We start from the raw sequence: 21,185 nt of genomic DNA, 5'->3' as shown, positions 1-21,185 counted from the left end.
CTGAGTGTAAGCGTATACACTGAGGCGGTTTTGGCACATTTATTTGTTTTTTACTCAGGACCTTACTATGACAGCTTTCCCTCATCCGGACCGATATCAGCATATGCAGTGGCGTCGCAGTGGGCGCAGCGGCCTGAAACTTCCCGCGATTTCACTGGGCCTGTGGCATAACTTTGGCGACAACACGCAACTGGACGTGAGCCGTCAACTGCTGCGCCACGCGTTTGACCACGGCATTACGCATTTCGACCTGGCGAATAACTACGGCCCGCCTCCCGGCTCCGCCGAAGTGAATTTTGGCCGCATCATGCGTGAAGATTTTCAGGCTCATCGCGATGAACTGATTATTTCGACCAAAGCCGGTTACACCATGTGGGAAGGTCCTTATGGCGACTGGGGCTCCCGAAAATATCTGGTCGCGAGCCTGGACCAGAGCCTGCGTCGGATGGGGCTGGAATATGTCGATATCTTCTATCACCACCGTCCGGATCCGGACACGCCGCTAGAAGAAACCATGCGGGCGCTGGATCATGTGGTCAGGCAGGGTAAAGCGCTGTATGCGGCGATTTCAAAATATCCCGCGGAACGGGCGGCCGACGCGATGGCGATTCTGCGCGATCTGGGCACGCCGTGCCTGATCCACCAGCCTCGTTATTCGCTCTTTGAACGTACACCGGAACAGGGATTACTTCAGACGCTGGATGCGCATGGAGCAGGCTGTATTGCGTTCTCGCCGCTGGCGGGTGGCGTGCTGACCGATCGCTATTTGCAGGGCATCCCGCAGGATTCTCGCGTTGCCAGCGGCAGCAAATTCCTGAACGAAAGCCAGCTTACTGACGAAAAGATGGAAAAAGTTCGCAGGCTTAATGCTATTGCGCAACAGCGCGGCCAGAAGCTGGCACAGATGGCGCTGACGTGGGTACTGCGCGATCCCCGCATTACCTCGGTACTGATAGGCGCGAGTAAAACGGCGCAAATCGATGATGCCCTACAAATGCTGAGTCAGGCGCCCCTAAGGGATGATGAACTGGCCGCAATTGAGTCCGCGCTGCTGTAACCGCACCGCCTGGTTCGCCAGGCGGCTGCGCCAGAAAACTCTCAAACCTTGAGCTTTAACGGTTTTTCAGACGGCTTCCACAGGTTTCTCCGGCCTGATACCGACAAAATAGCGTATCAGCAGCGGAGACACGCTGCCGTCAGGAGAAAATCATGATACGTGGAATCTTACTGGCTGCCGTTGTAGCCATGTTAATGCCGCTGGCAATGCACACCGCTCAGGCCTCAGATACATCCGTGCGTCTCGCGCCCGGCGTAACGCTTCATCTGGGCGATCGCGACCGCCGAGGTTATTACTGGGACGGTCACCACTGGCGTGAGCCGCGCTGGTTTAACGATCGCTATGCTTATAAAGAGCGTCGCTGGTGGCGACACGAAGCGTGGCGACGTCATCAGCAGTGGGAACGCGAACGCCGCTGGCACGCACGCGACAGACAACGTCGCTGGGAGCATGAGCATCGCCACTGGCACGCTGAACGCCGCGAGCACCATCGCTATCCTGAACGCTATCGCTAAAGCGCGCCTGTTAGCCCGTACGGGTTGGCAGCCCACCTGAGGTGATAGTGCCAGCTCTACTTCACTCTGGCCATGACAAAGCCATCCCAGCCCTTTTCGCCTACGGTTTGAATCGCCGTCGCGTCCAGCCGGGGATCGCTGGCAAGCAGTTGGAAAAATTCACGCACGCCCTGCACGTTGCAGTCTGTGGACGTCCCCTCTGTTACCGCCCCGCCTCGTACAACGTTGTCGGCAATAATGACCGTGCCGGGGCGCGCCAGAGTGACTGCCCAACGCAGGTAGTGCGGATTGTTTCGCTTATCCGCATCGATAAAGATCAGGTCGAACGGCCCCTGCAGTTGAGGCAGCACGTCCAGCGCTGCACCGAGACGCAGATCGACACGTTCGGACAGCCCCGCTCGGTGAATGTTCTGCCTGGCAACCTGCGCATGATGGCTGTCAGCTTCGAGAGTGGTAATTTTTCCTTCCGCACCCAGCGCCTGGGCCATCCAGAGGGTGCTGTAACCTCCCAGCGTGCCAATTTCCAGCACGCGTGAGGCATTAATCATTTTGATAAACAGCCCGAGCATCTTGCCTTGCAGGGCAGAAACATCGTGAGCAGGCAGCCCCGCCTGACGGTTGGCGACAAGCGCGGCTTGAAAATGGCTATCGGCAGGAATAAGTTGCTGAGAAAAGTAGTCGTCGACCGCAGCCCATTTTGGCTGGTCTTCTGAAGGATAATCCGGTGTCCGCATCGTTCCGCTCCTGAATCAACAAGACAGAAGAAAATATAAACGGATACGGATAAAGCTCAAGGCAACAGGCTTTAAAAGCTAAAGATGGGCTGCCTGACGGGTTGCCAGGCAGCGGCATTACATTCCCATCATCTGGCCGATCAGCAGATAGGCGTTAAGACTCACCACCAGCACCACGATGACGCGGCCGGTGTTTTGCATCAGCCGTGAATTGACCAATGCCTCGCCCATCAGCTCACGGTTGCCGGTGAAGGCCAGCAGCGGAATGAGAGCCAGCGCGATACCAAAGCTCAGCAACACCTGACTCATGACTAACACGCGCGTAGGATCCCAGCCGGCCCAGATCACAATAAACGAAGGCACCATGGTTACTGCGCGTCGCACCCACAGCGGAATATAGAATTTTATAAATCCCTGCATGACCACCTGTCCGGCCAGGGTGCCCACCACGGTAGAAGACAGCCCCGCCGCGACCAGGCTTAAGCCAAACACCGTGGCGGCAGCGTGGCCCAGTAACGGCTGCAACGTGGTGTAAGCCTGATCGAGCTCGGCAATCCCGCTGTGGCCGCTAAAATGGAAGGCGGCAGCGGCCGTGGCCATCATCGCCAGATTGACAAATCCCGCAATGGTCATGGCAATGGCGACATCAAGCTTGGTGGATGAATAGCGCCGGGCCTGACTGTCACTGCTTTTTCCCTGGGTCAATGCAGAATGCAGATAAATCACGTGCGGCATAATGGTGGCGCCCAGCACACCCGCGGCCAGAAAGACCGCATCCGCGTTGGGCAGAGACGGCAGCGCCATACCTGTCACCAGTTCACTGACCTTGGGCTGGGAGAAAAACAGCTCCACAATGTACGCTGCCGCCACAAACAGCAGCAGGCCACCTATCACCAGCTCCAGCGGCTTTTGCCCACGGTTTTGCAGCATCAAAATAAGCACGGTGGCCACGCCGGTAAGCACAGCGCCCTGCATCAGGGACACACCCAGCAGCAGTTTAAAGCCCAGAGCGGCACCGATAAATTCTGCGAGATCGGTCGCCATCGCGATGATCTCCGCCTGTACCCAATAGAACCACACCGCCGGACGGGGAAAACGATCGCGGATGTGTTCCGCGAGGTTTTTGCCCGTCGCAATGCCCAATTTGGCTGACATCAACTGGATAAGCATCGCCATGATATTGGCCCATACCACGACCCAAAGGAGCTGGTAACCGTAAGCAGCACCCGCCTGGATATTGGTCGCAAAGTTGCCCGGATCGATATAGCCGATAGCGGCGATAAACGCGGGCCCCAACAGGGCGAGTTTCACTTTTCTTGCTCCGCGAGCGGCGCGCTCGGCGGCACGGCTTTCAAACATATTGGCTACCCTGTCGTTGGTTTACCTGTGCAGCTTAAAGCGACACAGGTGCAAGTGAAATGCGGTTTTAGTAATCAGTGTAATAGATAGTGCTATAAAGTATAGCCCTTGCTATAAATTGGAGGTGCAGAATGCCTCAAGGTCAGGCGCAATTCCCCTACTCTACGTGTTGTTTAAATTACAGACAATAGGTTTAAGTGAATATGATGTGAACAATTTGGTTACAGGGCGTGATCGGTGAGAGTATTCTGAGAAAATTGGCGATATTGAATACTTATATTGTGGTGGAGATCTCGTTTTTCGGTAAGCCGTTACATAGAATACGCAGCAAAATACAATCCTCCTCAAATTTGGAGCAATCATGTCCCATATTTTGCAGTTTCTTTTAGCACTAGTGGTCGTTGGCGTGCTGGCCCTGCTGGTCAGCCACGACAGAAAAAGTATTCGGGTTCGCTACATCGTACAGCTTCTGGTTATTGAGATCGTTCTGGCATGGTTCTTCCTGAACTCGGAAGCCGGTCTGGGATTCGTCAAAGGATTTGCCGGTTTCTTCGATCATCTTCTGAAATATGCCGCTCAGGGTACCAACTTCGTGTTCGGTAACATGAATGATAAAGGCCTGGCGTTCTTCTTCCTGAACGTATTGTGCCCCATCGTGTTCATCTCAGCCCTGATTGGTATTCTTCAGCACTTCCGCATCCTGCCATGGGTCATCCGTGGAATTGGTACCGTGCTGTCTAAGATCAACGGCATGGGCAAACTGGAATCTTTCAACGCCGTAAGCTCTCTGATTTTGGGACAGTCTGAGAACTTTATCGCGTACAAAGATATTCTGGGCAAAATGTCTCAACGCCGTATGTACACCATGGCGGCCACTGCGATGTCGACGGTTTCCATGTCTATCGTGGGCGCTTACATGACCATGCTGCAACCTAAGTATGTTGTCGCTGCGCTGGTGCTGAATATGTTCAGTACCTTTATCGTGCTGTCGCTCATCAACCCTTACCGCGTTGACAGCGAAGAAGATCTGCAACTGCAGGATCTGCATCAGGGTCAGAGCTTCTTTGAAATGCTGGGCGAGTACATTCTTGCCGGTTTCCGCGTCGCCATCATCGTTGCAGCCATGCTGATCGGTTTTATCGCACTGATTTCGGGCCTGAACGCGCTGTTTGACTTCATCTTCGGCGTGACCTTCCAGGGCGTGCTGGGTTATGTCTTCTACCCCTTTGCGTGGGTGATGGGCGTGCCATCAGGTGAAGCCCTGCAGGTCGGCAGCATCATGGCAACCAAACTGGTTTCCAACGAGTTTGTGGCCATGATGGATCTGCAGAAAATTGCCGGTCAGCTGTCACCGAACGCGGAGGGCATCCTGTCAGTATTCTTAGTCTCATTCGCCAACTTCTCGTCTATCGGCATCGTCGCTGGCGCCATCAAGGGACTGAACGAAGAGCAAGGTAACGTGGTTTCACGCTTCGGTCTGAAACTGCTGTACGGCTCAACGCTGGTCAGCGTGCTGTCTGCGGCGATTGCAGGCCTGGTACTGGCATTCTGAGTTCGCGTTCTGCCCACATTAAGGCGAGTCAAACGACTCGCCTTTTTTGTCACCCTCTCATCCATAACCCCTTGTCCGCCGGAACCTGAGTGCCGGGCAAGAAAGTTGACCCCATCTGTCGCCCTGATAAATACTGCCCTTGTCTGCTAAGCGGAAGATCTCGCGGTTTACCACGCACCTCCGCATCGTTCAGTTATCGACTGTGTTTGCCATACAGGAGCCATTATGAGTCTGGATCCACAGGGTTTTATTCTTACCCTGCCCTTTGCAGACGTTCAGCCCGCGTTTCAGGCTGTCATTGACGATGCCCTGGCCCACCTGAGCGCTGACTATCGGGATAGCCTGCACAGCGTTTATCTTTACGGCAACGTAGCGTCGGGAAGCGCCGTTGAGGAAGAATCTGATTTGGACCTGTGCCTGATATTCCGCCATTCACCTGATCGGGCGCAGCAAAACAGCCTGGCCGCTCTGAAAAAGGCGCTGGCCGTAAAGCATCCGGTAGTGAGTAAAGTCGATTTTGATATCGGCACGCTCGATGAGGCCCGCGCGCCGGAGAACAGCCTTTCCTGGGGATTCTGGCTGAAGCACCATTGCCGTTGTCTCTATGGCCAGGATCTCTCTGTGCTGTTTGCGCTTTACAGGCCATCCCGCGCGCTGGCCTGGGCGATAAACCGCGATGTCACAGAGGTGCTGAGCGAGTATGCAACGCGTCTGTCCCGCGCCAGCCAGCCCTGGCAGCAGCGGCCACTTCAGCGCGCGGCTGCCAGAAAACTGATTCGCGCCACCAATATGTTACGTAAAGATAGCGACACGGACTGGCCGCGCAGCCTTGAGGAGCACGTTGAGCGGTTCGTTGCGCGTTATCCGGGGCGTGAAGCGGCAATAGCCTTCTTTTTCGCAGAAAGTCAGGCACCACGGGCGACGGCTGAGGCGTTTATTCTACAGCTTAATGACTTCCGTCGATGGCTGACGCAACAATTAGGCTGAATTCAGGCACAACGCCAGGTGATAAACGCCTGCTGTGTTGCAGAAAGATAACGTCAAAGAGGATAAATCGCACAGGCACGCTATATACGCTTGTGTGTGGATTGACGAAGAGAAATATCAGAAAGGCTGAGAAGCCAGAGATTTGGTGGAGATAAGCGGGATCGAACCGCTGACCTCTTGCATGCCATGCAAGCGCTCTCCCAGCTGAGCTATACCCCCACATCTGGAAATCATTTTTTCAGTGCCAAACTTTTGGGAAGAAGTTTGGTGGAGCTAAGCGGGATCGAACCGCTGACCTCTTGCATGCCATGCAAGCGCTCTCCCAGCTGAGCTATAGCCCCGAACCGAAAAAACCGTCGTGTTAAGCGACGGACGGCATAATATGCAACCCCCCATGGAGTGTCAACGGCAAAATCACATTCTGTGTTTGATCGCTGAAAAAGACGGCAAACTCAGCGTGATGACGTGCGTTTGTTTCTCTCCTGCCCTTGTTAACATCGTGAAAGGAGCCTGGTTGAAGAGTAACTTTTTATCGGCAGTTAAGTTAATTCACGGTTAAATATGTTATGGGAATTATCTTGTCTTCCCGGTAATGTCGTGTAAAACTTAGCCCGCTATCTAATACGGCTGCATGGTTTTCTCCAGCGCACCGTTCTTCAACCAGGCGTTTTCGCTCCAATACTAAAATCAATAGAGAATATATGTCGCTGCATACACCCAAAGAGATCGCCCAACTGGCGATTCAGGCTGGCGTGGCAAAAAGCCATGCTTCCATTAGCTCCTTAATCATTCTTGGCTTCATGGCAGGTGCCTTTATTGCTACAGGTTTCTTGCTGGATGTTCATGTCATTAACTCTCTCCCTGCTGACTGGGGCTCATTTGGCGGCTTCTTAGGGGCTGCGGTGTTCCCGGTGGGATTGATCCTGACCATTCTGGCCGGTGGCGAACTGTTAACCGGTAATATGATGACGTTGCCTGTTGCCTGGTTTGCACGCCGTATTAGTGGCTACAGCGTATTACGTAACTGGTTCTGGGTAACGATTGCCAACTTCCTTGGCAGCATCGCTATCGCCTGGTTCTTTGGCCACATGCTGGCCATGACCGAGGGTGATTACCTGAAAAAGACGCTGGCGATTGCGAATGCCAAAGTCCATGCCGATTTCCTGCATGCGTTCATCTCTGGCATCGGTTGTAACTGGCTGGTATGTCTTGCCGTGTGGCTGGCCTTCGCCAGTAAAGATGTGGTCGGCAAAATTTTCGCGATGTGGTTCCCGGTCATGGCGTTTGTGGCCATTGGTTTCCAGCACGTTGTGGCGAATATGTTCATTATTCCTGCTGCGATCTTTGCCGGACAGATGAGCTGGGCTGAATATTTGCCTAACTTCGTGGCGGTATTCTTAGGTAATGCCGTCGGCGGTGCCGTTTTCGTTGGTCTGGCTTACTTCCTCGCTTTCCGCCCCGCAGCCGAGCAGCCAAGCACTGCGCAATAAACAATCCCCTGCCTTTTGTTGAGAGACAAAAGGCAATTTCGTTTCCTGTTACTTTCACGCGTTACGATTTGCTGTAATATGTATGGCTAATGTATTGAACAGGGACAGCATCGTGAAAAAGGAATGGCTAACTCCGGAAGAACTGGCAATCGAAACGGGCTACAGTCGGCAGACGGTGAACAAATGGATCAAACGCGAGAACTGGACGACCACGCCAAAACCCGGCGTTCAGGGCGGAAAAGCCAGACTGATTCATATTGATGAACGCGTGAAAAGTTTCATTCAGTCGACGCGCAACCTTAATGAACCCACGGCAAATTATACTCCCCCACCGAATTCATTACCTGCGTTATTGATAAGTTCTGTCCAGCAAATGAGTCAGAACGAGCAAGATCAGCTCACGGCGTTGATTTTGCGGGAAGGGATAAAAGGTGTGCTTGACCGACTGGGCATTCACGAACAATAAAAAAACCGGAAGCGCGATGCTTCCGGTTTTTTTTCGTCTCAGACAATCACGTCCCGCGGCCTGGCCTTCATCGGTGAATGCCAGAAAGCGCTCGGCCGCAAGCCGCCGTGTAAGAGAACGGTTACTGGCTCTGTGCTTCACGCTCAGCAATAAAGGCCAGTGCTTTTTCAATACGCTCAACGCTGCGGCTACGGCCAATGGCTTCCACCGTCACATCCAGTCCGGGAGACTGACCGGCGCCGGTGACGGCGACGCGCAGCGGCATGCCGACTTTGCCCATGCCCACACCCAGCTCATCCGCGCTCTGCTGAATAGCCTGATGCACCGTTTCTGCATTCCAGTCAGTCAATGCGGCCAGCTTGTCGCGAACCACTTCCAGCGGCTGACGCGCGACTGGACGTAAATGCTTTTTCGCAGCATCGGCATCGAATTCTGAAAAATCCTGATAGAAATAGTGACACGATGCGGCCATCTCTTTCAGCGTCTTGCAGCGCTCGCCCAGCAAGGTCACCAACTTTGCCAGTTCCGGGCCAGTGCGGGTATCAATGTTCTGCTGTTCAATATGCCACTGCAGATGGGTTGCCACGTACTCAGGCGGCAGCGCATTAATATAGTGGTGATTTAGCCACTGCAGTTTTTCGGTATTAAAGGCGCTGGCCGATTTACTGACCGCGTCCAGGCTAAACAGCGCCGTCATCTCTTTGACAGAGAAAATTTCCTGATCGCCATGTGACCAGCCCAGACGTACCAGATAGTTAAGCAACGCCTCTGGCAGATAGCCGTCATCACGGTATTGCATCACGCCTACTGCACCATGACGTTTAGACAGTTTCTTACCGTCGTCACCCAGAATCATCGAAACGTGGGCATAAACCGGTACCTGTGCGCCTATCGCCTTCAGGATATTGATCTGACGCGGTGTGTTGTTGATGTGGTCTTCACCGCGCACAACGTGGGTGATGCCCATATCCCAGTCATCGACCACGACGCAGAAGTTGTAAGTCGGTGAGCCATCGGTACGGCGGATAATCAGATCGTCCAGTTCCTGGTTACTGAACTCAATCGGACCGCGAATCTGATCGTCAAAAATAACAGAGCCTTCCTGTGGATTACGGAAGCGCACTACATGCGGCTCATCAGCAGCGTGATGCTCATGGCTGTCACGGCAGCGGCCGTCATAGCGGGGTTTTTCGCCGTTGGCCATCTGCGTTTCACGCAACGCTTCAAGACGTTCTTTCGAGCAGTAACATTTATAGGCAGTACCCGCTTCCTGCATTTCATCAATGACGGCGTTGTAGCGGTCGAAGCGTTTGGTCTGGTAATAAGGGCCTTCATCCCAGTCCAGGCTCAGCCAGTTCATCCCATCCATAATGGCTTCGATGGCTTCCGGTGTAGAACGCTCAAGATCGGTATCTTCAATGCGCAGTACAAACTCGCCCTGATGATGACGGGCAAAGAGCCATGAGTAGAGTGCGGTACGAGCGCCACCTACGTGTAAGAAGCCGGTAGGGCTTGGCGCGAAGCGAGTTTTGATTTTCATTCAGTATTGCCTTAAATGCGCAGGTTCGTTGTCTGGATGACAAAAAACGGGTTAGACGCGAAAACAGTGCGCATATTCTAGCATCTGATGATGAATCCTCAATGCATGCAAGACAGCAGAGCGGCCGCAAAGCCTGTATTTCTGCTAAGAAAACCAGCACATTGGATAAAATCCCTACGGGATGTTTAAAATTAAACCGAACGCACAATTATGTTTTAAAAAGCGTTGACTCAAAATCAACTATCCCTATAATGCGACTCCACACAGCGGGGGTGATTAGCTCAGTTGGTAGAGCATCTCCCTTACAAGGAGGGGGTCGGCGGTTCGAACCCGTCATCACCCACCACTCTTAAGAAGGTTTAAGGTGGCCCGCAGTGACAAGAGATAAGATATGGGTGATTAGCTCAGTTGGTAGAGCATCTCCCTTACAAGGAGGGGGTCGGCGGTTCGAACCCGTCATCACCCACCATATCTTAGTCAGATGACACTCTTGTGAAGCAGTACCGAAGTGGGTGATTAGCTCAGTTGGTAGAGCATCTCCCTTACAAGGAGGGGGTCGGCGGTTCGAACCCGTCATCACCCACCACTTCGGGTCGTTAGCTCAGTTGGTAGAGCAGTTGACTTTTAATCAATTGGTCGCAGGTTCGAATCCTGCACGACCCACCAAATTTAGAAAAAAGCGCCTTCAGGCGCTTTTTTCGTTTCTGTGCGCCAGTGTCTGCAGTGCAGGATGAGAACCTGCCGCAGGTTCGACTGAATCGCAAAGCGGTTCAGGCTGATGCGTCAGCATCACCCGCAGGGCGAGGCCCACCGGGCCGAGGCAATCCTGCACGACCCACCAATGTTGAAAGGCGCCCTAAAGGCGCCTTTTTGCTATGCGTAAAACGTGCGGGATGAGAACCTGCCGCAGGTTCGACTGAATCGCAAAGCGATTCAGGCTGATGCGCCAGCATCACCCGCAGGGCGAGGCCCACCAGGCCGAGGCAATCCTGCACGAGCCACCAAATTTATCCGTCCTGACGCCAGACTGTAAGAATCTTTTCGTAAAATTAACATTTTGGGGCATTAAGCTTTTGCGGCAAGCGTCCGATAACCTAAAACGTCTATTTGCAAGGAGATCATAATGACAACGATATTAACCAGCACGCCGAGTATCGGAAGCAGCAGTTCATCAGACACAACCAACTCAAGTGATACCGCATCACAAATCGCCAGCCTGAATAAGCAGATTTCTCGTCTCAACGACCAACTGAAAAGTTTGGGTGACGATAAGACGATGACCACAGAGCAGAAAAAGAAGCAGCAAGATACGATTAAGGCACAAATCCAGGTTTTAGAAGCGCAAATCCAGCAGTTACAACGCAAAGAGCAACAGAAAGCTGAAGCAAAGCAGGCGCAAAAAGAAGGTAATACTGCATCTGCAGATGGCGTTAACCGCCCGACGCAGACCAATCAACTCGATGTCTATATCTAAAACGCCGGTCTTGACTCGCGTTGTTGCGTCAGCAATCTTGCCTGCTGACGCACCTCCTGCCAGATCGCTTCGGCCGCTGGCGTTAATGAGCGATTTTTACGCTTAATTAAAGTCAGGGTGCGATTGATCTCCGGATAAAGACGGCGCACCGTCAGCGCCCGTCCTGCCGGAAGCGGTAACGCTAGCGCCGGTAAAATGCTAATCCCAATGCCGGCATCGACCATAGGAAACAGCGTCGCGGGATGGCCGATCTCCTGAACGACATTAACGTTGATATTTTGCTGGCGTAAAGCCGCATCAATTAATACCCGGCTACCTGACGCGTAATCCTGCAATACCATCGTCCTGCCGTCCAACATAGACCACTGCGCCTGTGCTACCTCGGCAAGCGGATCGTCCTCACGGCATAACAGCAAAAAAGGTTCATCCAGAATAGCGCAGCCGTCAAAATCGGTGTCGTTAAGCGGTCCGATGACGATGCCAAAATCCACTTCAGCATTGCGGACGCTTTCTAGCACCCACTGCTGTACGCGGTCGTGCAAAATGATTTTTATGTCCGGATAGCTATGCTGGCTGGCAGCAAGGCACTGCGGCATCAGGTGCGCAGAGATGGTCTGACTGGCCGCGATTCGCACCGTGCCACTGCGCTGTTCACCGTAGCTGCGAATATCAAGCAGCGTCGTGTTTATCTCTTCGAGCAGCCTTTCCATGCGGGAGGCCAGCTGTTGGCCCGCCTCGGTCAGCACGACTTCGCGCGTCGTCCTATCCAGCAGGCGAACGCCAATTTCATTTTCCAGCTCTTTTATGCTGTGGCTTACGGCCGACTGGCTCAGACCAATAGCCTGCCCTGCCTGACTAAAACCGCCGTAATGCGCTACAGCAACAAAGGTGCGTAGCTGACGCAAAGAGTAATTCATCGATTTCTCACATAGATTAATCTAATAAATCAATTTTATTTCTAAACCCACATCGCGCACAATCACCTCAGCCTAAATTTAACCGGATTTTAACGATGGGATTTTTACGTATAGACCCAATGATGATAAAGCTTATCATCACCGTATTATTGGCCTCTTTTATTCCTGCCAGAGGTCATTTTGTTGACTTTTTTCAGTACCTGACCACCGCCGCGATTGCGCTGCTTTTCTTTATGCATGGCGCCAAATTGTCGCGGGAAAAAATCATTGCCGGTAGCAGCCACTGGCGGCTCCATCTCTGGATTATGTGCAGTACCTTTGTGCTGTTCCCGGCTATCGGTATGTTAATTGTCTGGTGGCATCCGGTGAAAGTTGGTGCCGAGATTTATACCGGCTTCCTCTATCTGTGTATTTTACCGGCCACGGTACAGTCAGCTATCGCCTTTACCTCAATGGCGGGCGGAAACGTTGCTGCCGCGGTCTGTAGCGCCTCGGCATCTTCCCTGCTGGGCGTATTTATCTCTCCCCTGCTGGTGAATCTGGTTATGGACGTTAACAACAGCGGACCGGGTGATGGCCTTGAGCAGGTGGGTAAAATCATGCTGCAGCTGTTGGTGCCTTTTGTTTTAGGCCATCTGTCACGTCGCTGGATCAGCGGCTGGGTGGAAAGAAACCGGAGTCTGATTGGTATTACGGATCAAACCTCTATTCTGTTGGTGGTCTATTCCGCCTTCAGTGAAGCGGTGGTAAACGGCATCTGGAAACGGGTTGGCGTTGATACGCTGCTGTGGATTCTGGCGGGATGTCTACTGCTGCTGACTATCGTTCTGTTGATTAACTACTTTGCCTCTCGCCTGTTTGGCTTCAGCCGTCAGGATGAGATCGTTGTCCTGTTCTGTGGTTCTAAAAAGAGTCTGGCAAACGGTGTGCCGATGGCGAACATTCTGTTCCCCGCCAGCGCCGTGGGCATTATCGTCTTGCCACTGATGATCTTTCATCAGGTGCAGCTGATGGTGTGTTCGTTTATTGCCGGGCGTTATAAGAAAACCAATGCGTTGCAGGCTAAAAAAGATAAAGCCGCCGTGGTGGAATCGCAGAAATAACCGAAACGCGTAGAAAATCGCTGCTTCGTTTGCTCAATATAACGAGGCAGCGTAATTACTCACCGCGCTTCAGGGGCTTCACCAGGCCTTCCAGCCCTTCAATTTTAATCGTCAACGTCAGTTGCATCAGCTCACCTAAACGTCCTGAAGGAAAGTCGCCACTGCGGGCGAACCACAGCAGGTAAGGTTCAGGCAAATCAATCAGCACCCGGCCTTTGTATTTGCCAAACGGCATGACCGTGTTAGCTATTTCAACCAGATACTGTTTGTCCATGTCAGGCTCCCAGCAGACGAATCATTTCAGCTTCATCGATCACTTCGATGCCCAGTTCCTGCGCCTTCGCCAGTTTTGAACCGGCCGCTTCGCCCGCGATAAGCAGATCGGTTTTCTTCGATACGCTTCCGCTGACTTTCGCGCCGAGTTCGGTAAGGCGCGCTTTCGCGTCGTCACGGTTCATCTGTGACAGCGAGCCGGTGAGCACCACGGTTTTGCCTGCAAACGGACTGTCAATCTCTTCCGCTTTAACCACTACCACCTGGGGCCAGTTGATACCAATGTCTTCGACCAACTGGCGAATCACGTCGCGATTGCTCTCTTCTTCCATAAAGTGACGTACGTGCTTCGCCACCACGGTGCCCACATCCTGCACTGCGATCAGCGCGTCCAGATCGGCATCCATTACCTTTTGTAGCTCGCCAAAGTGGTTAGCCAGGTTAGCCGCGGTCGCTTCGCCAACCTCGCGAATACCGAGCGCATACAGGAAACGCGCCAGCGTAGTGGATTTGGCTTTTTCCAGAGCGTCGACCACATTCTGCGCCGATTTCGCCCCCATCCGATCCAGGCCGGTTAAGGTTTCACGGGTTAATCGAAACAGGTCTGCCGGCGTCTTGACGTACTCTTTCTCTACCAGTTGATCGATAATCTTATCGCCCATCCCCTCGACGTCCATGGCGCGGCGCGAGACAAAATGTTTCAGCGCTTCTTTACGTTGGGCACCACAGATCAACCCGCCGGTACAGCGTGTGACAGCTTCGCCTTCGACGCGTTCAACATCGGATCCGCATACCGGACAGTGGGAAGGGAACAGGATTTCACGCGCGTCTTCAGGGCGTTCGCTGACAACGACATTCACTACCTGAGGAATCACGTCACCGGCACGGCGAATCACAACTTTATCGCCAATACGCAAACCAAGACGTTCTATCTCATCGGCATTATGCAAGGTCGCATTGCTGACCATTACGCCAGCGACCTGCACCGGCTTCAGGCGCGCCACAGGCGTAATCGCGCCAGTGCGGCCCACCTGGAATTCAACGTCGCGCACGACGGTCATCTGCTCCTGAGCGGCAAACTTAAAGGCTACCGCCCAACGCGGCGCACGGGCGACAAAGCCCAGCTTCTCCTGCAGATCCTGAGAATCGACTTTGATCACGACGCCGTCGATGTCAAACCCCAGTTCTGCACGCTGCGCGTCAACCTCGTGGTAAAAGGCCAGCGCTTCATCCGCGTTATGAACCAGACGAATACGATCGCTGACCGGCAAGCCCCACGCTTTAAACTGTTGCAGACGCGCCATATGGCTGCGCGGCATCTCGCCGCCTTCCAGCAGGCCAATGCCATAACAGAAAAACGTGAGAGGTCGTTTTGCCGTAATACGGGGATCGAGCTGGCGCAGTGAACCTGCCGCGGCGTTGCGCGGATTGGCAAAGACTTTGCCTTCGGTGCGGCGCGCTTCCGCATTCAGCTTTTCAAAGCCGTTTTGCGTCATAAACACCTCGCCCCGCACTTCGACGCGGGCAGGAATGTTCTCGCCTTTGAGCCGCAGTGGGATCGCGCGGATTGTCCGCACGTTGCTTGTAATATTCTCGCCGGTCGTGCCGTCACCGCGGGTTGCCGCACGGGTTAACAGTCCGTCTTCATACAACAGACTTACGGCCAGGCCATCCAGTTTGAGTTCACAGCAGTAGACCAGATCGTCACTGCTTTTTAGCCGATCCTGCACGCGCTTGTTAAATGCTCTGAAGCTGGCTTCGTCAAAGGCATTATCCAGTGACAGCATGGGCACTTCATGGCGGACCTGCTCAAACACCATTAAGGGAGCCGCCCCGACGCGCTGCGTAGGTGAGTCAGGCGTAATCAGGTCAGGATGCTGTTCTTCAAGCTCGCGCAGCTCGCGCATCAGGCGGTCATATTCCGCATCCGGTACTTCCGGTGCGTCCATAACGTGATAAAGGTATTCATGATGGCGCAGCGTCGTGCGCAGTTCGGTGATGTGTTCCTGGACGGATTTCATATAACCCCATCAGATAAAAAACCCCCGACAGGCGGGGGTTTATCATAACAAATTGAAAAAGTGTGGATTAGTCCCGGGATTCAACCACATCGCGGATACGCGCTTTGTAGGTTTCCAGTTTTTGTGGCGTCATCATACGGCGCTCGTCATCGAGAACCACACCGCCCACATCGTCCGCAATACGCTGTGCGGACTGTAGCATCAGCTTAAAGTTTTGATTCGCATCGCCATACGACGGCACCATCATAAAAATAGACACGCCGGGCGTGGTGAAATCAGTCATTTCATCCGGATTGAACGAGCCAGGTTTCACCATATTGGCCAGGCTAAACAGCACAGGGCCGCTGCCCGCAGGGCTGAGGTGACGATGGAAAATATTCATTTCACCAAACTGAAAACCGGCCTGCAAAATCCCCTGTAACAGGGCTTCACCATTTAGCTGACCACCGGAATGGGCGGCGACATGCAGAACCAGCACCGCTTCTTTCGGCTTGCTGCTGGTTGCAGGGCGCGCTTCAGGTTGCTTAGGCGGCGGCGGGCTGACGACCTCAGGCGCGGGTTCAGGCTCAGCCTGATAAACGGGATTGGGCTGAACGCTATCCAGCGGGTCAGAATCCAGCAGAGGATCTGCCTGTACCGGTGGCGCAACAAAGGTTGGCTGAGGCGCGGGCTGTTGGCGTGCAGGCGCTGGCCGCGGCTGTGCGGATTCAGGCTTAGGTGCTGGCGCAAACAGGGGATCGCTTTCCGGCGCTGATGTGGCAGGCTGACGTGCACGCTGTGGCGTTACAGGCGCATGCTGCTCGTCTGGCTGCGTATCGCGAATATCATCGAAGTGAGGTTCCTGATGGTCGCGGGCATGGCGCACACGCACTTCACCCACGCCGTCATCAACGTCGTCGGTAAGCGTCTCATCATCATGTTCATCACGTTGTTTCAAACGTTTGTGCGGGCGATCGCGGAACACTGAAGAGCGCTCTTTACGGCTGGTCCACAGTCCGTGAATAAGAAGCGCTATAATGGCGATCGCGCCAACAACGATTAATATCAGACGCAAATCCTGCATCATTGTATTCTCTGTTGTTCCAATACCTTGCCACCGCGGCAAACTTTATTCTCTAACTGTATTTGCCCTGCCAGATAAGTGCAAGTCTGTGCAGTATTTTCTCACAAATAAGATAGACCACCCACGCTTTTTCGCTGTTTTTTTACCCAAACGGCACCTGGAGAGGTGAAAAAGCCAGGTTATAGTAGACGCGCCTTACCATCTTCAGGAGAACGGGCTTTATGGTTGTCAACAATTCGGTTTCCGCTTTTAACGGTTTGCATTACTTCAGCGAGGGCTGGAAGCTGGTCAGATTGCCCGGTATTCGACGCTTTGTGATTATCCCTTTACTGGTCAACATCCTTCTGCTGGGCGGGGCTTTCGTGTGGCTTTTTTACCAGCTTGATAGCTGGATCCCGCAGTTAATGTCCCACGTTCCCGACTGGCTACAGTGGCTGAGCTATTTGCTGTGGCCGCTGTCGGTGATTTCCGTGGTACTGGTGTTCAGTTACTTCTTTTCCACCCTTGCCAACCTGATTGCCGCCCCCTTTTGTGGGCTACTGGCCGAACAACTGGAAGCGCGCCTGACCGGGAAACCATTACCTGACAGCGGCTGGGTAGGCCTGCTCAAAGATGTTCCCCGCATTATGAAACGCGAATTGCAGAAGCTGGGCTACTACCTGCCACGCGCGCTGGGCTTACTGCTGCTCTACTTTATTCCGGGCTTTGGGCAGACTGTCGCGCCCGTTTTATGGTTTATGTTCAGCGCGTGGATGTTATCGATTCAGTACTGTGACTATCCTTTCGATAACCACAAGGTGGGTTTTCAGCAGATGCGCCAGGCGCTGCGTCAGCACAAGACGGCAAACATGCAGTTTGGTGCACTGGTCAGCCTGTTTACGATGATTCCGGTCGTTAATCTGGCCATTATGCCAGTAGCTGTTTGTGGCGCAACGGCAATGTGGGTCGATCGTTATCGTGCGAAGCTTGCTCGTGGCACCTGAGCTAAATCATCAACTATCCTTATGCAATTTTTGGCAGGTCTTATTGCCATGAGACATATAGATATATGATTTCTTTCCTTCCGCCAGAAAGAAGAACAGGTATGCTCTGAGGGTTCCCAATAATTCATACAGTTAAGGACAGGCTATGAGCAAGATTTATGAAGACAACTCTTTAACAATTGGTCATACGCCGCTGGTTCGACTGAACCGCATCGGTAACGGCCGCATCCTGGCGAAGGTGGAGTCCCGTAACCCGAGCTTCAGTGTGAAATGCCGTATCGGTGCCAATATGATTTGGGACGCGGAAAAACGCGGTATTCTTAAGCCTGGCATTGAACTGGTTGAGCCGACGAGCGGCAACACCGGCATCGCGCTGGCCTACGTGGCGGCGGCACGCGGCTATAAACTGACGCTCACCATGCCGGATACCATGTCTGTTGAGCGGCGCAAGCTGCTGAAAGCGTTAGGCGCAAATCTGGTGCTGACCGAAGGCGCAAAAGGCATGAAAGGTGCCATCTCAAGAGCTGAAGAGATTGTTGCCAGCGATCCAGACAAATTCCTGCTGCTGCAGCAGTTCAGCAACCCGGCTAACCCGGAAATTCATGAAAAGACCACCGGCCCGGAAATCTGGGAAGATACGGATGGCGAAGTGGACGTGTTCATCGCCGGTGTGGGTACCGGCGGTACCCTGACCGGGGTAAGTCGTTACATAAAAAACACCAAAGGCAAAAAAGAATTGATCACGGTCGCGGTTGAGCCAACCGACTCACCGGTCATTGCCCAGGCAATGGCGGGCGAAGAGTTGAAACCCGGCCCCCACAAGATTCAGGGGATCGGTGCTGGCTTTATTCCAGGCAACCTGGAGCTGTCGCTGATTGACCTGGCAGTGGCTATCACCAACGAAGAAGCTATCTCCACTGCACGTCGTCTGATGGAAGAAGAAGGCATCCTGGCCGGTATTTCATCTGGCGCCGCCGTTGCCGCCGCGCTGAAGCTGCAGGAAGATGAAGCTTACGCCAATAAAAATATCGTCGTGATTCTCCCCTCTTCCGGCGAACGCTATCTCAGTACCGCCCTGTTTGCCGATCTCTTTACCGAAAAAGAGCTGCAATAGCCCGAAACAGATGCGGATAAATGCCTAAAAAGCACCCGGATGGGTGCTTTTTTGTGGCCCAGATCTCACTTTCACCATGTCGCAGATTGATTTCACTCACGTGGCTCTGGTATTTAGACTGCCAATTATTTCGAAGCCTGAAATTAATCCTCCTTTGAAGTGGATCAAGCTGAGTCAAGATTCAGATTTAGTGAAAGGGCAAATCACGGCATAATTAACGGGTGACGTGCTCAAATCGCTTTTTGACACTCAGCGGGAATGAAAGACTCATTCAAGCGCATTGTTAGACAGTAAGATGTATACCCGCGCACCTTCACAGGCTAAAGTTAGGGCTCCAGGCTAGACTTTAGATCCATAACACTAATCCTGAAAAAGTTGGGGAAATAGAATGTTCCAGCAAGAAGTTACCATTACCGCACCAAACGGACTGCATACTCGCCCTGCTGCGCAATTTGTCAAAGAAGCTAAAGCCTTCCAGTCAGAAATCACTGTCACCTCCAATGGTAAATCTGCCAGCGCTAAAAGCCTGTTTAAGCTGCAGACGCTGGGTCTGACCCAGGGCACCGTTGTGACCCTTTCTGCGGAAGGTGAAGATGAGCAAAAAGCCGTAGAGCATTTAGTTAAGCTGATGGCGGAACTGGAGTAATCTCCTTTCTGCACCGCTTTAAAACGACTCTTCTGCGCCATTGCGTGCAACATCTTGATCGCGGACAAACTGTCCGCGTTATTGCTTTCGTAGAGTACGTGTCCCACGACTATGGCAATGCAACGAGTCCAGTCAGCCATCGTGATTAAAAGGTAGGGTTATGATTTCAGGCATTTTAGCATCACCAGGTATCGCTTTCGGCAAAGCTCTGCTGCTGAAAGAAGACGAGATCGTCATCAACCGTAAAAAGATTTCAGATGATCAGGTTGAGCAGGAGATCCAGCGCTTTCTTCAGGGCCGCGGCAAAGCGGCTGAACAGCTGGAAGCCATTCGCATCAAAGCCAGCGAATCCCTGGGTGAAGAAAAAGCAGCGATCTTCGAAGGCCACATCATGTTGCTGGAAGATGAAGAGCTGGAGCAGGAAATCACCGACCTGATCAAAAAAGATCACGCAACTGCCGATGCCGCGGTGAATTCCGTGATTGACGCTCAGGCTAAAGCGCTGGAAGAGCTGGATGATGAATACCTGAAAGAGCGTGCGGCGGACGTGCGCGACATCGGTAAACGCCTGCTGCAAAATATTTTAGGTCTGCACATTGTCGATCTGAGCGCAATCCAGGACGAATCTATTCTGGTGGCGAAAGATTTAACGCCGTCAGAGACCGCACAGCTAAACCTGAAAAAGGTGCTGGGCTTTATTACCGACCTGGGCGGTCGGACGTCGCACACGTCTATCATGGCGCGTTCGTTAGAAATCCCTGCGATCGTCGGCACCGGTAACGTGACCACCTCCATTAAGAACGGTGACTTCATCATTCTGGATGGCGTAAACAATGCGATTCACGTCAATCCGTCTGACGCCGTTCAGGAAGAGCTGAAAGCGGTTCAGAACCAGTACCTGTCCGAAAAACATGAACTGGCCAAGCTGAAAGATCTGCCCGCGGTAACTCTGGATGGTCATCAGGTTGAAGTCTGCGCCAACATCGGCACCGTGCGTGATATCGCCGGCGCAGAGCGTAACGGCGCTGAAGGTGTCGGTTTGTATCGCACCGAGTTCCTGTTTATGGATCGCGATTCGCTGCCGACCGAAGAAGAGCAGTTCCAGGCGTACAAAGCCGTTGCTGAAGCGATGGGCTCGCAGGCCGTTATCGTGCGCACCATGGACATTGGCGGTGATAAAGACCTGCCTTACATGAATCTGCCAAAAGAAGAGAACCCCTTCCTCGGCTGGCGTGCTATTCGTATCGCGATGGATCGTAAAGAGATCCTGCATGCTCAGCTGCGCGCCATTCTGCGTGCCTCCTCGTTCGGCAAGCTGCGTATCATGTTCCCGATGATTATTTCGGTCGAAGAAGTCCGCAGTCTGAAAGCCGAGCTGGACATGCTTAAAGCGCAGTTACGCGAAGAAGGCAAAGCGTTTGATGAGTCAATCGAAGTCGGCATTATGGTCGAAACGCCTGCCTCAGCCGTGATTGCCCGCCACCTGGCTAAAGAAGTCGACTTCTTTAGCATTGGGACAAACGATTTGACGCAGTATACTCTCGCAGTAGATCGTGGTAATGATTTGATTTCGCACCTGTATAACCCAATGACACCATCAGTGCTGAACCTCATCAAGCAAGTTATTGATGCGTCTCATGCTGAAGGTAAATGGACTGGCATGTGTGGTGAGCTGGCAGGTGACGAACGTGCTACACTACTGTTACTGGGAATGGGGCTGGACGAATTCAGCATGAGTGCCATTTCTATCCCTGGCATCAAGAAAATTATTCGTAATACACATTTCGAAGATGCGAAGGCGTTGGCAGAGCAGGCACTGGCTCAACCTACGGCGGAAGACTTAATGAACCTGGTTAACAAGTTCATTAAAGAAAAAACGCTCTGCTGATCC

The 21,185-nt window shown here is 53.0% G+C and carries 19 protein-coding genes, 6 tRNA genes and 2 other RNA genes; 18 read left to right on the top strand and 9 right to left on the bottom strand.

What is annotated here, in order from left to right; all coding sequences use genetic code 11:
- The first annotated feature begins 67 nt into the window (after window positions 1-67).
- Window positions 68-1,057: an L-glyceraldehyde 3-phosphate reductase gene (gene mgrA / locus AAIE03_RS03290; RefSeq protein WP_498562776.1), complete on the top strand. Its 990-nt coding sequence runs from the start codon at window positions 68-70 to the stop codon at window positions 1,055-1,057.
- 152 nt (window positions 1,058-1,209) lie between these two features.
- Window positions 1,210-1,572: a DUF2502 domain-containing protein gene (locus tag AAIE03_RS03285; protein WP_013026625.1), complete on the top strand. Its 363-nt coding sequence runs from the start codon at window positions 1,210-1,212 to the stop codon at window positions 1,570-1,572.
- Between the two features lie 56 nt (window positions 1,573-1,628).
- On the opposite strand, the gene AAIE03_RS03280 is transcribed toward AAIE03_RS03285, so the two are convergent.
- Together AAIE03_RS03280 and AAIE03_RS03275 are read right to left on the bottom strand one after the other, a co-directional pair.
- Window positions 1,629-2,306 (bottom strand): O-methyltransferase, encoded by a 678-nt coding sequence (locus tag AAIE03_RS03280; protein ID WP_158151307.1) that lies wholly within the window; start codon window positions 2,304-2,306, stop codon window positions 1,629-1,631.
- A 117-nt stretch (window positions 2,307-2,423) separates the two neighbouring features.
- A complete protein-coding gene (locus AAIE03_RS03275; protein WP_013026627.1) occupies window positions 2,424-3,665 on the bottom strand; it encodes an Nramp family divalent metal transporter in 1,242 nt (413 codons plus the stop codon).
- A gap of 361 nt (window positions 3,666-4,026) precedes the next feature.
- Here AAIE03_RS03275 and AAIE03_RS03270 point away from each other — a divergent pair, with 361 nt between their 5' ends.
- Together AAIE03_RS03270 and AAIE03_RS03265 are read left to right on the top strand one after the other, a co-directional pair.
- Entirely contained in the window at window positions 4,027-5,217 is a 1,191-nt protein-coding gene (locus AAIE03_RS03270; protein ID WP_014594244.1) for a NupC/NupG family nucleoside CNT transporter, read from the top strand.
- Between the two features lie 225 nt (window positions 5,218-5,442).
- Window positions 5,443-6,204 (top strand): nucleotidyltransferase domain-containing protein, encoded by a 762-nt coding sequence (locus AAIE03_RS03265; RefSeq protein ID WP_498562775.1) that lies wholly within the window; start codon window positions 5,443-5,445, stop codon window positions 6,202-6,204.
- Window positions 6,205-6,347: 143 nt separating this feature from the next.
- Here AAIE03_RS03265 and AAIE03_RS03260 read toward each other — a convergent pair.
- Together AAIE03_RS03260 and AAIE03_RS03255 are read right to left on the bottom strand one after the other, a co-directional pair.
- Window positions 6,348-6,423, bottom strand: a tRNA-Ala gene (locus AAIE03_RS03260).
- A 46-nt stretch (window positions 6,424-6,469) separates the two neighbouring features.
- Window positions 6,470-6,545: transfer RNA gene (locus tag AAIE03_RS03255), tRNA-Ala, on the bottom strand.
- Window positions 6,546-6,905: 360 nt separating this feature from the next.
- Between AAIE03_RS03255 and AAIE03_RS03250 the strand changes: the two genes are divergently transcribed.
- Entirely contained in the window at window positions 6,906-7,694 is a 789-nt protein-coding gene (locus tag AAIE03_RS03250; RefSeq protein WP_013026630.1) for a formate/nitrite transporter family protein, read from the top strand.
- A gap of 112 nt (window positions 7,695-7,806) precedes the next feature.
- Window positions 7,807-8,160 carry a YfeC-like transcriptional regulator gene (locus AAIE03_RS03245; protein ID WP_024471562.1) on the top strand — a complete coding sequence of 118 codons (354 nt, stop codon included), beginning with the start codon at window positions 7,807-7,809 and terminating at the stop codon, window positions 8,158-8,160.
- Between the two features lie 121 nt (window positions 8,161-8,281).
- Here AAIE03_RS03245 and gltX read toward each other — a convergent pair whose 3' ends face one another.
- Complete coding sequence (gltX, locus tag AAIE03_RS03240; protein WP_013026632.1) at window positions 8,282-9,700, bottom strand: glutamate--tRNA ligase; 1,419 nt, start codon at window positions 9,698-9,700, stop codon at window positions 8,282-8,284.
- Window positions 9,701-9,970: 270 nt separating this feature from the next.
- Here gltX and AAIE03_RS03235 point away from each other — a divergent pair.
- The 7 genes from AAIE03_RS03235 to AAIE03_RS03205 all read left to right on the top strand — a co-directional run bounded on the left by AAIE03_RS03235 (window position 9,971) and on the right by AAIE03_RS03205 (window position 11,174).
- Window positions 9,971-10,046 (top strand) — tRNA-Val (locus tag AAIE03_RS03235).
- Window positions 10,047-10,093: 47 nt separating this feature from the next.
- Window positions 10,094-10,169, top strand: a tRNA-Val gene (locus AAIE03_RS03230).
- A 41-nt stretch (window positions 10,170-10,210) separates the two neighbouring features.
- A tRNA-Val gene (locus AAIE03_RS03225) sits at window positions 10,211-10,286 on the top strand.
- A gap of 4 nt (window positions 10,287-10,290) precedes the next feature.
- Window positions 10,291-10,366: transfer RNA gene (locus tag AAIE03_RS03220), tRNA-Lys, on the top strand.
- A gap of 43 nt (window positions 10,367-10,409) precedes the next feature.
- Window positions 10,410-10,541, top strand: a non-coding RNA gene (locus AAIE03_RS03215) — RtT sRNA.
- 31 nt (window positions 10,542-10,572) lie between these two features.
- A non-coding RNA gene (locus AAIE03_RS03210) (RtT sRNA) lies at window positions 10,573-10,704 on the top strand.
- A 119-nt stretch (window positions 10,705-10,823) separates the two neighbouring features.
- Window positions 10,824-11,174 carry a FlxA-like family protein gene (locus AAIE03_RS03205; RefSeq protein ID WP_013026633.1) on the top strand — a complete coding sequence of 117 codons (351 nt, stop codon included), beginning with the start codon at window positions 10,824-10,826 and terminating at the stop codon, window positions 11,172-11,174.
- Here AAIE03_RS03205 and AAIE03_RS03200 read toward each other — a convergent pair.
- Window positions 11,171-12,091: a LysR family transcriptional regulator gene (locus AAIE03_RS03200; RefSeq protein ID WP_014605313.1), complete on the bottom strand. Its 921-nt coding sequence runs from the start codon at window positions 12,089-12,091 to the stop codon at window positions 11,171-11,173. The genes AAIE03_RS03205 and AAIE03_RS03200 overlap by 4 nt on opposite strands.
- Window positions 12,092-12,186: 95 nt before the next feature.
- On the opposite strand from AAIE03_RS03200, the gene AAIE03_RS03195 reads away from it, so the two are divergent.
- The gene (locus AAIE03_RS03195; protein ID WP_013026635.1) at window positions 12,187-13,194 is read left to right on the top strand and encodes a bile acid:sodium symporter family protein; all 1,008 of its coding nucleotides are present in this window, start codon (window positions 12,187-12,189) and stop codon (window positions 13,192-13,194) included.
- A 55-nt stretch (window positions 13,195-13,249) separates the two neighbouring features.
- Here AAIE03_RS03195 and AAIE03_RS03190 read toward each other — a convergent pair whose 3' ends face one another.
- From AAIE03_RS03190 to zipA, 3 genes are all read right to left on the bottom strand, one after another.
- Window positions 13,250-13,468 (bottom strand): DUF3820 family protein, encoded by a 219-nt coding sequence (locus AAIE03_RS03190; protein ID WP_013026636.1) that lies wholly within the window; start codon window positions 13,466-13,468, stop codon window positions 13,250-13,252.
- Between the two features lies 1 nt (window position 13,469).
- A complete protein-coding gene (gene ligA, locus AAIE03_RS03185) occupies window positions 13,470-15,488 on the bottom strand; it encodes an NAD-dependent DNA ligase LigA (protein ID WP_498562774.1) in 2,019 nt (672 codons plus the stop codon).
- 67 nt (window positions 15,489-15,555) lie between these two features.
- Window positions 15,556-16,554 (bottom strand): cell division protein ZipA, encoded by a 999-nt coding sequence (gene zipA / locus AAIE03_RS03180; RefSeq protein ID WP_014594250.1) that lies wholly within the window; start codon window positions 16,552-16,554, stop codon window positions 15,556-15,558.
- A gap of 218 nt (window positions 16,555-16,772) precedes the next feature.
- Between zipA and cysZ the strand changes: the two genes are divergently transcribed.
- The 4 genes from cysZ (at window position 16,773) to ptsI (ending at window position 21,182) form a co-directional block, all read left to right on the top strand.
- On the top strand, window positions 16,773-17,534 hold the full coding sequence (cysZ, locus tag AAIE03_RS03175; protein WP_013026639.1) for a sulfate transporter CysZ: 762 nt from the start codon (window positions 16,773-16,775) through the stop codon (window positions 17,532-17,534).
- Between the two features lie 145 nt (window positions 17,535-17,679).
- Window positions 17,680-18,648: a cysteine synthase A gene (gene cysK, locus AAIE03_RS03170; protein WP_013026640.1), complete on the top strand. Its 969-nt coding sequence runs from the start codon at window positions 17,680-17,682 to the stop codon at window positions 18,646-18,648.
- A gap of 388 nt (window positions 18,649-19,036) precedes the next feature.
- The gene (gene ptsH, locus AAIE03_RS03165; RefSeq protein ID WP_003848868.1) at window positions 19,037-19,294 is read left to right on the top strand and encodes a phosphocarrier protein Hpr; all 258 of its coding nucleotides are present in this window, start codon (window positions 19,037-19,039) and stop codon (window positions 19,292-19,294) included.
- 160 nt (window positions 19,295-19,454) lie between these two features.
- Entirely contained in the window at window positions 19,455-21,182 is a 1,728-nt protein-coding gene (gene ptsI, locus AAIE03_RS03160) for a phosphoenolpyruvate-protein phosphotransferase PtsI (protein WP_013026641.1), read from the top strand.
- Window positions 21,183-21,185 lie beyond the last annotated feature (3 nt).

The organism is Pantoea sp. Ae19-2, from assembly GCF_059801205.1.
This window is presented reverse-complemented; position numbering and strand designations above follow the sequence as displayed.

Bases quoted from the DNA above. Each gene is read 5' to 3' on its own strand.
- AAIE03_RS03275 (WP_013026627.1), bottom strand. From the start codon at position 3,665: ATGTTTGAAAGCCGTGCCGCCGAGCGCGCCGCTCGCGGAGCAAGAAAA.
- AAIE03_RS03250 (WP_013026630.1), top strand. From the start codon at position 6,906: ATGTCGCTGCATACACCCAAAGAGATCGCCCAACTGGCGATTCAGGCT.
- ligA (WP_498562774.1), bottom strand. From the start codon at position 15,488: ATGAAATCCGTCCAGGAACACATCACCGAACTGCGCACGACGCTGCGC.
- AAIE03_RS03280 (WP_158151307.1), bottom strand. From the start codon at position 2,306: ATGCGGACACCGGATTATCCTTCAGAAGACCAGCCAAAATGGGCTGCG.
- AAIE03_RS03270 (WP_014594244.1), top strand. From the start codon at position 4,027: ATGTCCCATATTTTGCAGTTTCTTTTAGCACTAGTGGTCGTTGGCGTG.
- gltX (WP_013026632.1), bottom strand. From the start codon at position 9,700: ATGAAAATCAAAACTCGCTTCGCGCCAAGCCCTACCGGCTTCTTACAC.
- AAIE03_RS03205 (WP_013026633.1), top strand. From the start codon at position 10,824: ATGACAACGATATTAACCAGCACGCCGAGTATCGGAAGCAGCAGTTCA.
- zipA (WP_014594250.1), bottom strand. From the start codon at position 16,554: ATGATGCAGGATTTGCGTCTGATATTAATCGTTGTTGGCGCGATCGCC.
- mgrA (WP_498562776.1), top strand. From the start codon at position 68: ATGACAGCTTTCCCTCATCCGGACCGATATCAGCATATGCAGTGGCGT.
- AAIE03_RS03200 (WP_014605313.1), bottom strand. From the start codon at position 12,091: ATGAATTACTCTTTGCGTCAGCTACGCACCTTTGTTGCTGTAGCGCAT.
- AAIE03_RS03265 (WP_498562775.1), top strand. From the start codon at position 5,443: ATGAGTCTGGATCCACAGGGTTTTATTCTTACCCTGCCCTTTGCAGAC.
- AAIE03_RS03190 (WP_013026636.1), bottom strand. From the start codon at position 13,468: ATGGACAAACAGTATCTGGTTGAAATAGCTAACACGGTCATGCCGTTT.
- cysZ (WP_013026639.1), top strand. From the start codon at position 16,773: ATGGTTGTCAACAATTCGGTTTCCGCTTTTAACGGTTTGCATTACTTC.
- ptsI (WP_013026641.1), top strand. From the start codon at position 19,455: ATGATTTCAGGCATTTTAGCATCACCAGGTATCGCTTTCGGCAAAGCT.
- ptsH (WP_003848868.1), top strand. From the start codon at position 19,037: ATGTTCCAGCAAGAAGTTACCATTACCGCACCAAACGGACTGCATACT.
- AAIE03_RS03195 (WP_013026635.1), top strand. From the start codon at position 12,187: ATGGGATTTTTACGTATAGACCCAATGATGATAAAGCTTATCATCACC.
- cysK (WP_013026640.1), top strand. From the start codon at position 17,680: ATGAGCAAGATTTATGAAGACAACTCTTTAACAATTGGTCATACGCCG.
- AAIE03_RS03285 (WP_013026625.1), top strand. From the start codon at position 1,210: ATGATACGTGGAATCTTACTGGCTGCCGTTGTAGCCATGTTAATGCCG.